The following is an 11,816-nucleotide window of genomic DNA, read 5'->3' as shown; positions in this document are numbered from 1 at the left end:
TGAAAAAAGTAAAAAAGGAGAAACAGCCATGCAGATTTTCAATACGCTGACCCGCCAGAAAGAAGAATTCGTGCCGCAGGTGCCCGGTGAATACCGCATCTATGTCTGCGGCCCTACCGTTTATAACTATATCCACATCGGCAACGCCCGCCCGCTGATCGTGTTCGATACCCTGCGCCGCTACCTTGAGTACCGCGGCAACAAGGTGTTCTATGTTTCCAACATCACCGATATCGACGACAAGCTCATTAAGAAGGGACAGGAAGAGGGCACCTCCATGAAGGAGGTCGCTCAGCGCTTTGAGGCCGAGTACCTCAAGGATGCCGCCGGCCTCAACTGCAAAAAGCCCACCGTCCAGCCCCGGGCTACCGAGCACATCCAGCAGATCCTGGATATCGTGAAGGATCTGATCGACTCCGGCCACGCTTATGTTGCCAAGAACGGCGATGTGTACTTCCGGGTGAAGAGCGACCCCGAGTACGGCAAGCTGAGCCACCTGAAGCTGGACGATCTGGAGAGCGGCAACCGTGAGCTGCGCAGCCAGATGGACGACGACCTGAAGGAGGACCCCGCAGACTTTGCCGTGTGGAAGGCCGCAAAGCCCGGTGAACCTGCATGGGAAAGCCCCTACGGCATGGGCCGTCCGGGCTGGCATATCGAGTGCAGCGCCATGAGCCGCACCCATCTGGGCAAGACCATCGACCTGCACTGCGGCGGTCAGGATCTGATCTTCCCTCACCACGAGAATGAGATCGCACAGAGCGAGTGCGCCAACGGCTGCACCTTTGCCCGCTACTGGATGCACAATGGCTTCATCAACGTGGACAATCAGAAGATGTCCAAGAGCCTGCACAACTTCTTCACCGTGCGGGACGTGGCGGATGTCTACGGCTACGAACCCATCCGCTATTTCATGCTGACCGCAGGCTACCGGATGCCCCTGAACTACACCGTGGACCTCATTGAAAGCTGCAAGAACAGCCTGGAGCGCCTGTACACCTGCCGCGAGAATCTGGATTTTGCCCTGACCAAGGACACCTTTGGCACCGACGAGCCCCTGAAGGAAAAGGCTGCCGAGGCCCGCACCAAGTTCTGCACCGCCATGGACGATGACCTGAACACCCCGGATGCACTGGCTGCCGTGTTCGATCTGGTCAAGGAGATCAACACGCTGTCGGCTGTTTCCTCCAAGGATGCCCTGCAGACCGCCGCCGCTGCGTTCGACGAGATCACCGGCGTACTGGGCCTGCTGTACAACCGCAAGAAGGACGAGGTGCCCGCCGAGGTGACTGAGCTGGTAGAGAAGCGTGCCGCCGCCAAGAAGGCCAAGGACTGGGCCACTGCCGATGCCATCCGTGCACAGCTGACCGAACTGGGCTGGGCGGTCAAGGATACCGCACAGGGCCCGCAGCTGAGCAAGCTCTAAATTAAAGTAAAGCTATTCGCGGCATGTTGCGGATGGCTTTACTTTTTTGCACGCATTTGCCATAATAAGGAAGAAGATCAGCTTTGCGGAGGGAACAGCAATGAAGGTCATGGTTTTTGACGTAGGAGGCACCGAGATCAAATATTCGGTCATGGACGAGCAGATGAACCGTTTCGATGCCGGTTCCGTGCCCACGCCGCAGGATACGCAGGAGCATTTTCTCGACACAATATACGCTCTGTATGCACCGCATAAGGATGAAGTGGCCGGTATCGCCATGGCGCTGCCCGGCTTTGTGGATGCCAACACCGGCTATGTCTCCAACGGCGGGGCACTTCTGTACAACACCGGCACGCAGGTGGGGCAGCTGGTGCGCGAAAGATGCGGCTGCCGTGTCACGCTGGAAAACGACGGCAAGGCTGCAGCCATTGCAGAGCTGCGGGCCGGTGCCTTGCAGGGCTGCTGCAATGCGGCAGTGTTTATCATCGGCACCGGCGTGGGCGGCGGCATCATTGCCAATGGCCAGCTGGTGCGCGGCGTGCACTTTACCGCCGGAGAGTACAGCTTTGTGAACACCAACGCCGACGAGTGGGAGAATGCCGAAAAAACCATGGCCTGCCAGTGCAGCACCAAATACCTGCTCAAGTGGTATCGCGCCCGCAAGGGCCTGCCTGCCGATGCCCCCATGAACGGTAAACTCTTTTTTGATGCCGCCAATGCCGCCGAGCCGGAAGCGCTGGAAGTGCTGGAACGGTTCTGCAAGATGGTGGCCGTGCAGATCTACAACCTGACCGTATTGCTGGATGTGGAAAAGGTAGCCATCGGCGGCGGCATCAGCAAGCAGCCGCTGCTGCTGGACAGTCTGCGCCGGGTATATGCCGGGCTGTTTGCTTCCCGTGGGGAATCACCTTACATGATCGGTCTGCCCCGCTGCGAGATCGTGCCCTGCCATTTCAGCAGCGAAGCCAATCAGGTGGGAGCATTGTATACCTATCTGCAGGCGGAAAGCAAAACCATTTAATGGCTTCCGCTTCGCTCTAGCCATATTCAGCGGAACAATTATTTTTATAGAGCAAACTCCGGCAGACTGCAGTCTGCCGGAGTTTGCTTTTTCACAGGATAGGGCCGTATTGGAAAACGGCATCCTCCCTTAGATTTACTTATTGGTCAGCCGGTTGAAGTGCGGCTTTTCGTCTTCTTCCTTCTTCGGTTCCGGCTTTTCCGCCGGGGTCAGGCGCACCTCGGTCACGCGGCGCTTGGCCGTGCGGGTAACGACACCGTCGTACTCGCCCAGCGTGAACCGGTCGCCCACCTTGGGCAGATGGCAGGTTTTTTCCTGCACCAGACCGTTCACCGTATTGGAATCGATATCCTCATCCTCCGGCAGGCCCAGCCTCTCATACAGGTCGTCCACACCGGCACTGCCCAGCACGATCCAGCTGCCATCCGACTGCCTACGGAAGTCCTCGGTCGCTTCGTCGTGCTCGTCCCAGATCTCGCCCACCAGCTCTTCCAGAATGTCTTCCAGCGTGATGATGCCCTCGGTACCGCCGTACTCGTCCACCACCACCGCCATGTGATGGTGCTGCTCACGCAGGGTGCGCAGCAGCTGGGAGATCTGGGTGGAGCCAGTGGTATAAAGGGTGGGCTTCACAAGGTCTTCCAGCGTGGTATCCTTGCGCAGACGGCCAAGGTAAAAGTCCTTTTCATGTACCACACCGATGATGTTATCAATGGTGCCGTGGTAAACGGGCAGACGGGAATATCCCGATTCCGCAAAGGTATCGGCCACCTCATCCAGCGAGAGATCGTCCTCCACCGCGATCACATCCACGCGGGGCGTGAGGATCTCCTCCACCTCCACATCGTCGAACTCAATGGCGCTGCGGATGAGCTGGCTTTCCCGGTCGGTCAGCTCGCCGTCGTTCTCGGCCTCGCTGACCATGGTCATCAGCTCACCCTCAGTGATGGTGTCCTCCTCGGTGCTGCGGATGAAATGCCCCAGCAGGCGCTTCCACTGGGTGAACAGCCAGGTCAGCGGGGTAAACAGGATCATGAGCAGGTTCAAAAAGGGCGAAACCGCCGTGGCAACCGTCTCCGGCATCTCCTTTGCAAGGCTCTTGGGGGTCACCTCGCCAAAGATCAGAACCACAATGGTCAGCACGAAGGTGGACACCGTCGCGCCCCGCTCCGGGTCCAGCAGGCGGGTGAACAGCACTGTGCCAATGGATGCTGCGGCAATGTTGACGATATTGTTGCCGATGAGGATGGTGGAGAGCAGCTTGTCGTACTTTTCCGACATAGCCAGCACGCGGGCTGCTGCCGAATCGCCGTCCTCGGCGCGGCTTTTCAGGCGGATCTGGTTCAGGGAAGAAAATGCGGTCTCAGAGGCGGAGAAAAAGGCGGAAAATGCCACCAGAATGATCAGTGCCGCCAAAAGCGTAATACTGCCATCGTCCATAAAAAGGGAAATCACACTCAACTTTCTGTTTTTATTAAAGAACAGACTCCCTCAGTCTGCTTCGCAACCAGCTCCCTCAAAGAGGGAGCCTTGCCGCGCGATGACGGAAGGAGTTCTTTCCGTATACAAAAATGTGCTCCCCATCGTTGCTGTTCCGCGATGAAAAGCACATCAATGTTATTTGTAATCATACCATATTCTGTACGGTGGTGCAAGCTTTCTTGCCGCAAAGTCCGTACAGAACAGGTAAAATTTACATTATCGCAGGGTCAAAGCGCCATTCTCGCAGTCTACCGTCAGGGTGTTGCCCTCGGTATAGCTGCCCTGAATGATGGCCTTGGCGATCAGGGTCTCCACGCGGCTCTGGATGAACCGCTTGATGGGACGTGCGCCATAGACGCTGTCGTAAGCAGAATCGATGATGAAGTCCTTGGCAGCGGTGGTGACCTCCAGCTTGAGGTGCTTGCCCTCCTCCATGCGCTTGCGCAGATCCTGCAGCTGCAGATCCACGATCTTGCGCATCTCGTCCTTGGTCAGGCTCTTGTAGTAGACGATCTCATCCAGACGGTTCAGGAATTCGGGGCGGAACTTGCTCTTCAGCAGCTGGTCGATCTGATGCTTTGCTTCCTCGCTCAGCTCGTTGGAGCCGTTGGCGCGGCGCTGCTCCAGATCGTTCAGGATGATGTCGCTGCCCAGATTGGAGGTGAGGATGATGACCGTGTTCTTGAAGTCCACGGTGCGGCCCTGACTGTCGGTGATGCGGCCATCGTCCAGCACCTGCAGCAGGATGTTGAACACATCGGGATGGGCTTTTTCCACCTCATCGAACAGCACCACACTGTAGGGCTTGCGGCGCACAGCCTCGGTCAGCTGGCCGCCCTCTTCGTAACCGACGTATCCCGGAGGCGCGCCGATCAGACGGCTGACGCTGAACTTCTCCATATACTCGGTCATATCGATTCGCACCATGTTGCGCTCATCGTCAAACAGGGCCTGTGCCAGTGCCTTGGCCAGCTCAGTCTTGCCAACGCCGGTGGGGCCGAGGAACAGGAAGCTGCCGATGGGGCGGTTGGGGTTGGCGATACCGGCGCGGCTGCGCAGGATGGCCTCGCTCACCTTGGTCACAGCCTCGTCCTGACCGATGACCCGCTGGTGCAGCACATCGTCCAGATGCAGCAGCTTCTCGCGCTCACCCTCCACCAGTTTCTCCACCGGGATGCCGGTCCAGCGGGCCACGATGCGGGCGATCTCCTCATCGGTCACGCGGTCACGCAGCAGGCTGTCCTCCTTCTTGGCGGCGGCGATCTTCTCTTCCTCTTCCAGCTGTTTCTGCAGCTGGGGCAGCTTGCCGTATTTCAGCTCAGCAGCCTTGTTCAGGTCGTACTCGCGCTGAGCCTTTTCAATGTCGGCATTGGTCTGCTCGATCTGCTCACGCAGGGATTGCACCTTGCCGATGGCGTTCTTCTCGTTCTCCCACTTTGCCTTCATGCTGCGGAACTTGTCCTGCAGCTCGGCCAGCTCCTTTTCCAGATCCTTCAGGCGGCTCTGGCTCAGGGCATCGGTCTCCTTTTTCAGGCTCACCTGCTCGATCTGCAGCTGGGTGATGCGGTGGGCCAGATCGTCCATCTCGCTGGGCATACTGTCCATCTCGGTCTTGATCATGGCGCAGGCTTCATCCACAAGGTCGATGGCCTTATCCGGCAGGAAACGATCCGTGATATAGCGGTCGGAAAGGGTGGCAGCGGCGATCAGGGCGCTGTCGTTGATCTTCACGCCGTGGAACACCTCGTAGCGTTCCTTCAGGCCGCGCAGGATGGAGATCGTGTCCTCCACGGTGGGCTCATCCACCTGTACCGGCTGGAAGCGGCGCTCCAGAGCGGGGTCTTTCTCGATATACTGGCGGTACTCGTCCAGCGTGGTGGCACCGATGCAGTGCAGCTCGCCCCGGGCCAGCATGGGCTTGAGCAGGTTGCCTGCGTCCATGGCACCATCGGTCTTGCCGGCACCCACGATGGTGTGCAGCTCATCGATGAAGAGGATGATCTTGCCCTCGCTCTTCTTCACCTCGTTCAGCACGCTCTTCAGGCGCTCCTCGAACTCGCCGCGGTACTTTGCACCGGCCACCAGAGCGCCCATGTCCAGACTGAACACGATGCGGTCCTTCAGGTTTTCGGGCACATCGCCGCGCACGATCCGCTGTGCAAGGCCCTCTGCAATGGCGGTTTTGCCAACGCCGGGCTCACCGATCAGGCAGGGGTTGTTCTTGGTCTTACGGGACAGGATGCGGATCACGTTGCGGATCTCCTGATCACGGCCGATGACGGGGTCCAGCTTCTGCTTGCGGGCAAGATCTACCAGATCCTGACCATACTTCTGCAGGGCGTTGTAGGTCTCCTCGGGATTGTCGTTGGTGACGCGCTGGTTGCCGCGCACTGCTGTGAGCTGCTGCAGGAACTTATCTTTCGTGATGCTGAACGCACGGAACAACTCGGTGGTGTTCTGGGTCTGCTCGTCCAGCAGACCAAGGAACACATGCTCCACGCTGATATAGTCGTCCTTCATGGCCTTGGCTTCTCGGGCGGCGGCGCTGAGCACCTTATCGGCAGCCTGCGAGATATAGACCTTGTCGGGGTCACGGCCGGAGCCGGAGACCCGGGGCAGAGCCGAAAGCTTTTCGGCCACGGCGGCAGCAAAACTACCGGGGTCAACATTCAGCTTCTGCAGCAGCTGCGGGATCAGGCCCTGCTCCTGCGAAGCGAGGGCGTGCAGCAGATGTTCAGGTTCCAATTGATTGTGCTGGTACTCCACAGCCAGCTGCTGCGCTGCCTGCAGAGCTTCCAGCGTTTTCTGTGTATATTGATTGGTATTCATAAAGTCAAGCCTCCATTCATACCGGAAGGTTTATTTTAGCGGACACGATATCCATCTGCTAAAAGCCCGGTGCAGAGATGCTGCCGAACGGGAAGCAGCGGCTATTCTTCAGTTGTTTCACGGTTTCAAGCACCTCCTGCCGAACTGGTTTTACTTGTTTTAGCACTCTATCTGTTTGACTGCTAAAACTATACTCCTGTTTTCCCACTTTGTCAATAGGGTTCATAAAAAGTTTGCAAATAGGAAAAAAGCGCCTGCGGGGGCTAAAAAAAGACCACCGCACAACGTTTGTGCGGTGGTCTTGCCTTTTTGTATAAAGATATCAGCCCTGCTTTTTCCAGCGGCGCATCACGCCCATGCCCAGCGCATAGGGGCCGGTGTGCACGGCAATGGTGCAGCCGATCTGCAGCAGGCCCACTTCGCACTGTGCGCCGGGGTACTTTGCACGCAGGGCCGCGCGGGTCTGCATCCACAGGCGCTTGCCTTCCTCTTCGTCGTAGCCGTAGCCTACGGTGATGCGGTAGTCGTCCGGGGTGCCGCCGTGGGCATCCAGATAGTTCATCAGCTGTTCCAGCGCTTTTTCAAAGCTCTTCTGTCGGCCGCGTGCCACACCGCCGGAGAAGATCTCGCCATCTTTGAACAGGATCATCGGCTTGATGCCCAGCATGTTGGCTGCACGGCCCGTCACCTTGCCGATGCGGCCGCCCTTAATGAGATAGTCCAGATTGCCTACCGTGAAGAAGATCTGGTTGGTAGCTTTCTCTGCTTCCAGCCATGTCACAGTCTCGTCCAGCGTGCAGCCTGCGTCCCGCATGGCCACGGCGTTTTCCACCATGGTGGACTCGGTAACGGTAGCCGCCGCGCTGTCAATGACCTCAATGCGGGCATCGGGGAAATCTTCCAGCACCAGATCCCGGGCATTGCGGGCGCTGCCCACACAGCCGCTCATCTTGCTGGTGAACACCAGACACAGCACATCCCGGCCAGCAGCAGCATGGGCACGGAATGCCTGCTCAAAGTCCTCAATGGAAGCAAGGCTGGTTTTGGGGTAGGCCGAAGGGTTGTCCACCATGAACTGGTAGAAGTCCCGCACGGCGATCTCCTTGCCTTCTTTGCGGTAGTGCTCGCCGTCCAGCGAGACATAGAAGGGCACGACCTCGATTTGGAGCTGTTTGGCAGTGTCCAGCGTCAGGTCGCATGCGCTGTCGGTAATGATATCAAACATCTGTGACGCTTCCTTTTCTGAATCATTCAGGAGCTTTGCAGGGGATCATACGTGGTGGATATAAGCCTCACGCTCGGCACCCACAGAGATGTAGGTGATCTTGCAGCCGACAGCCTTTTCCAGATATTCCACGTAATCGCGTGCTTCCTTGGGCAGGTCTTCCCACTTGCGGGCTGCAGTGATATCACAGTGCCAGCCGGGCAGGTACTCCACCACGGGCTGTGCGGTGTCCAGAGCTTCGCCCATGGGGAAGCGGGTGGTGGTGCTGCCATCGGTCAGCTTGTAGGCAGTGACCATGGGGATCTTTTCCATGTAGTCCAGCACGTCCAGCAGGGTCAGAGCAACTTCATCGCAGCCCTGGCAGAACACGCCGTAGCGGCTTGCCACCAGATCGATGGGGCCAACGCGGCGGGGACGGCCGGTGGCTGCACCGTACTCGTGGCCAGCCTCACGCAGGTCGTGCTTTTCCTCTTCGGTCATAGCCAGCTCGGCAGTGAAGGGGCCGTCACCCACGCAGGAGGAGTAAGCCTTCATGACGCCGATGGAGTTGTGCAGCTTGTGGCCCGGGATGCCTGCGCCGATGGGAGCGTAGGCACCGATGACGTTGGAAGAGGTGGTATAGGGGTAAATGCCGAAATCGATGTCGCGCAGAGCGCCCAGCTGAGCCTCGAACAGGACCTTCTTGCCTGCAGCGTCTGCATCGGCCAGATACTGGCCCACATCGCAGATGTAATCCTTGAAGATGGCGGCATACTTTTCGAGCCATGCCCACATCTCATCCACGCTGATGGGAGCTGCGTTGTAGCTGCCCTCCATGACCAGATTCTTGGAATCCACCATGGTGACCAGGCGCTTCTTCACAGCGTCGTCCAGATGCAGCAGGTCGCCCATGCGCAGGGTCTTCTTCATGTACTTGTCGCCGTAAGCGTAGGCAATGCCGCGCTTGGTGGAGCCGAACTGTGCGCCGGTCTTGGACAGACGTGCTTCTTCCAGACCGTCCTGCTCCACATGGTAGGGCATGGTGATGGTTGCACGGTCGGAGATCTTCAGGTTTGCCGGGCTGATCTCAACGCCCTGCTCCCGCAGCTTGTTGATCTCGCCGTCCAGATGATGCGGGTCGATGACCATGCCGTTGCCCATAACGCAGACCACGTTCGGACGCAGGATGCCGGAGGGCAGCAAATTCAGCACGAACTTGCCGCGCTCGTTCTTGACCGTGTGACCGGCGTTGTTGCCGCCCTGATAACGTGCAACGATGTCATACTCCTGGCTGATGAGGTCGACCATGCGGCCCTTGCCTTCATCGCCCCAGTTGATACCCGTAATTGCAGTAAGCATAATAAATGACCTCTTTATCATTTTTTCAAAAGACAGCCTTTTCCGTGCACCTTGCCCGGGATACGCCACCTTGGGAAAACACATCAGCAGGCATACACAAAACACATACCAATGCAAGTATAGTATAGCACAGATCGCCGTGCAAAAAAAGAGGAAAACACAGCTTTTGGCTGCGTTTTCCTCCAAAAAAGTGTGCGCAAAATTGTGCGTTCAGCTACGGGGGTTCTCAAGGTCGGCACGGCGGATCACCTTGTGGATAGTGCCGTCCGGCTCCTGAATGGAGGTGTTGGCCAGCTGTGCGCGCAGGCTGGCCTTCATGTCGTCGATGTATTCGCGGCGCAGGGCCTGCTGCTCTGCCTTTTCGGCCTCGGTCAGGCCGGTGGTCTTGCTCTTTTTTGCCAGCTCGTTGATGCGGGCGATCTTTTCCTGTGTCATGGTGCCTCCTGTATTTTCAAGCGGAATATGTTATAATAAGAAAGCAAACCCTCTCAGTCATTGCTGTGCAATGCCAGCTCCCCCGAAAGGGCGAGCTTTTTAAGGAATTTTCTCAATCAGTATAGCAAAGGATGATAAAAATGGCAACTCAATTGAATTTTGCACAGCAGATGGATGCCGTGCTCAAAACGCTGGACGGCACCCGGCCGCGCCTTTTGCTCCACGCCTGCTGCGGCCCCTGCTCCAGCGCAGTGCTGGAACAGCTGTGCCAGTATTTTGAGATCACAGTGCTTTACTATAACCCCAATACATGGCCTGCAGAGGAATACCACCGCCGCGGCGAAGAGCTGAAGAAGTTCGTGGCAGCAGCCCATCCTCTGGGCGTGACCGTGGTGGAGGATCACTACGACCCGCAGGAGTTCTACTCTGCTGTCACCGGCCTTGAAAACGAGCCGGAGCGGGGCAGCCGGTGCACGATCTGCTACCGGCTGCGGATGCGCCGGGCGGCGCAATACGCCAGTGAGAACGGCTTCGACTGGTTCACCACCACACTGTCCATCAGCCCGCATAAAGATGCCAAGCGCATCAATGCCATCGGGCAGGAGCTGGAAGCCGAGTTCGGCGTAAAGCATCTGCCCTCAGACTTCAAAAAGCACAACGGCTATCTGCGCAGCCTGCAGCTTTCGGAGGAATACGGCCTGTACCGGCAGGATTACTGCGGGTGCGAGTTCAGCGCGAAGGCCAGAGGCATTGAGAAATAACCCTCTCAGTCATTGCTTCGCAATGCCAGCTCCCCCGAGAGGGGAGCTTTTTCTACTTCCCAACGGTTATTTTCTTTACTGAAAAGAGAATACCAAACGGTTTTAGCACATAAAGCTCCCCCCTTCGGGGGAGCTGGCGCGATAGCGCCTGAGAGGGTTTATTCCTCCGGCAATCTAGCTACCAGCAGGGTGAAAATAATCAGCCCCACGCAGGGCACGATGTTGGAAGCCATACCAGCGGCAAGGCCAGCCTTTTCGGCTACGATGCCAATGATCCACGGCATGAGGATGGCACCGCTGGATGCCACCGGCAGCATGATGCCCATGCTGGTCACGCTGGTCATGCGGCCCGCGCTGGCCACAGCGGTGGGGTTCAGGCCCGCCATGGAGAACGCAAACGCAAACAGCAGCACGATGGCCATGCCCTGCGTGTGGGCCATGACCAGCAGCACATAAAAGATCGTACACAGCACGCTCATGCCCACCATGGCCTTGCGCGGGTTCTTGAACGGGAACACGAATGCGATCAGCAGACGGGCCACCAGCGTGGCACCCCACATGACCGTGACGGTGTAAGCCGCCAGTGTGCCCACAATGATGCCGCTGCCCTTGAAGTAAGTGACCATCCAGCCGTTGACGCTCTGCTCTGCAGCGTTCTGGAAGAACAAAAGGCCTGTCAGCATCCAGAACCGTGCCGAACGCAGAAAGCTCCAGTCAATGGCCTGCTTTTCCTTGGCATTCTTGGCCCTGCCGCCGCCCAGCGGGGTAAAGGCATATACCAGCCACAGCACAAGTCCCAGTGCCGCCAGCAGGAACACCGCCAGCTCAGTGCTCACCTTCGCCGCTGCCGCAATGAGGAAGGGGCACAGCAGCGCACCGCAGGCGTAGCAGCTGTGCATCAGGTTCATGCCGCGGGTGCGGTCGGCAGAGTGATCGCTGACCAGAATGGTGCAGGTGTTGATAACACTGCCCTTGGCAATGCCCACCACAAAGAAAGCCACTGCCAGCAGGATCTCTACACCGGTCAGGCCCATGATGCCGTAGCCCACCGCATAGCCGATGGTGAGCAGCAGCACACTGGGCTTCATGCCCAGTACACTGGGCAGCATACCGATGAGCAGGCCTGCCAGCAGATTACCCACACTCATAAGTGAGAGCAGGGTGCCGGTCGTGCCGTAGGCAAAGCCGTAGCGCTCCTGCAGCAGGCTGACCACCACGCCCGCACTGATGGCACAGATGCCACTGAAGAAGAAAGTAAGAAAGCCTGTATTCCGCAGGCGTGCAGACTGTTGTTCCATA

At 58.0% G+C, this 11,816-nt stretch carries 9 protein-coding genes; 3 read left to right on the top strand and 6 right to left on the bottom strand.

The features are described 5' to 3' along the window. Positions 1–28: 28 nt before the first annotated feature. Both cysS and ACGHUK_RS01830 read left to right on the top strand, forming a co-directional pair. Positions 29–1,426 carry a cysteine--tRNA ligase gene (cysS, locus tag ACGHUK_RS01835; protein ID WP_390574734.1) on the top strand — a complete coding sequence of 466 codons (1,398 nt, stop codon included), beginning with the start codon at positions 29–31 and terminating at the stop codon, positions 1,424–1,426. A gap of 100 nt (positions 1,427–1,526) precedes the next feature. Next, a complete protein-coding gene (locus ACGHUK_RS01830) occupies positions 1,527–2,447 on the top strand; it encodes an ROK family protein (protein WP_390574732.1) in 921 nt (306 codons plus the stop codon). A gap of 135 nt (positions 2,448–2,582) precedes the next feature. Here ACGHUK_RS01830 and ACGHUK_RS01825 read toward each other — a convergent pair whose 3' ends face one another. The 5 genes from ACGHUK_RS01825 to ACGHUK_RS01805 form a co-directional block, all read right to left on the bottom strand. After that, positions 2,583–3,887 (bottom strand): HlyC/CorC family transporter, encoded by a 1,305-nt coding sequence (locus ACGHUK_RS01825; RefSeq protein ID WP_291017590.1) that lies wholly within the window; start codon positions 3,885–3,887, stop codon positions 2,583–2,585. Between the two features lie 258 nt (positions 3,888–4,145). Next, the gene (clpB, locus tag ACGHUK_RS01820; RefSeq protein WP_390574730.1) at positions 4,146–6,758 is read right to left on the bottom strand and encodes an ATP-dependent chaperone ClpB; all 2,613 of its coding nucleotides are present in this window, start codon (positions 6,756–6,758) and stop codon (positions 4,146–4,148) included. 322 nt (positions 6,759–7,080) lie between these two features. Then, complete coding sequence (locus tag ACGHUK_RS01815) at positions 7,081–7,983, bottom strand: DegV family protein (RefSeq protein ID WP_005943906.1); 903 nt, start codon at positions 7,981–7,983, stop codon at positions 7,081–7,083. A 45-nt stretch (positions 7,984–8,028) separates the two neighbouring features. Further along, positions 8,029–9,321 (bottom strand): adenylosuccinate synthase, encoded by a 1,293-nt coding sequence (locus ACGHUK_RS01810; protein WP_044953951.1) that lies wholly within the window; start codon positions 9,319–9,321, stop codon positions 8,029–8,031. 210 nt (positions 9,322–9,531) lie between these two features. Further along, complete coding sequence (locus ACGHUK_RS01805; protein ID WP_120080532.1) at positions 9,532–9,756, bottom strand: DUF896 domain-containing protein; 225 nt, start codon at positions 9,754–9,756, stop codon at positions 9,532–9,534. Between the two features lie 131 nt (positions 9,757–9,887). Between ACGHUK_RS01805 and ACGHUK_RS01800 the strand changes: the two genes are divergently transcribed. Continuing rightward, positions 9,888–10,517, top strand: coding sequence for an epoxyqueuosine reductase QueH (locus ACGHUK_RS01800; protein ID WP_005943897.1), 630 nt, complete (start codon positions 9,888–9,890; stop codon positions 10,515–10,517). Between the two features lie 158 nt (positions 10,518–10,675). Here the strand turns inward: ACGHUK_RS01800 and ACGHUK_RS01795 are convergent, their stop codons facing one another. Further along, positions 10,676–11,815, bottom strand: a complete 1,140-nt coding sequence (locus ACGHUK_RS01795) for an MFS transporter (RefSeq protein WP_390574728.1) — start codon at positions 11,813–11,815, stop codon at positions 10,676–10,678. Position 11,816 lies beyond the last annotated feature (1 nt).

The sequence above is a fragment of the Faecalibacterium sp. i25-0019-C1 genome (assembly GCF_042854225.1).
In the GTDB taxonomy this organism is placed as follows: Bacteria; Bacillota; Clostridia; order Oscillospirales; family Ruminococcaceae; genus Faecalibacterium; species Faecalibacterium taiwanense.
The sequence above is the reverse complement of the archived record's forward strand: the minus strand, read 5'-3'. Positions and strand labels throughout refer to the sequence as shown.

Coding starts and splice junctions, on each gene's coding strand:
- cysS (WP_390574734.1), top strand. CDS start 29: ATGCAGATTTTCAATACGCTGACCCGCCAGAAAGAAGAATTCGTGCCG.
- ACGHUK_RS01830 (WP_390574732.1), top strand. CDS start 1,527: ATGAAGGTCATGGTTTTTGACGTAGGAGGCACCGAGATCAAATATTCG.
- ACGHUK_RS01825 (WP_291017590.1), bottom strand. CDS start 3,887: ATGGACGATGGCAGTATTACGCTTTTGGCGGCACTGATCATTCTGGTG.
- clpB (WP_390574730.1), bottom strand. CDS start 6,758: ATGAATACCAATCAATATACACAGAAAACGCTGGAAGCTCTGCAGGCA.
- ACGHUK_RS01815 (WP_005943906.1), bottom strand. CDS start 7,983: ATGTTTGATATCATTACCGACAGCGCATGCGACCTGACGCTGGACACT.
- ACGHUK_RS01810 (WP_044953951.1), bottom strand. CDS start 9,321: ATGCTTACTGCAATTACGGGTATCAACTGGGGCGATGAAGGCAAGGGC.
- ACGHUK_RS01805 (WP_120080532.1), bottom strand. CDS start 9,756: ATGACACAGGAAAAGATCGCCCGCATCAACGAGCTGGCAAAAAAGAGC.
- ACGHUK_RS01800 (WP_005943897.1), top strand. CDS start 9,888: ATGATAAAAATGGCAACTCAATTGAATTTTGCACAGCAGATGGATGCC.
- ACGHUK_RS01795 (WP_390574728.1), bottom strand. CDS start 11,815: ATGGAACAACAGTCTGCACGCCTGCGGAATACAGGCTTTCTTACTTTC.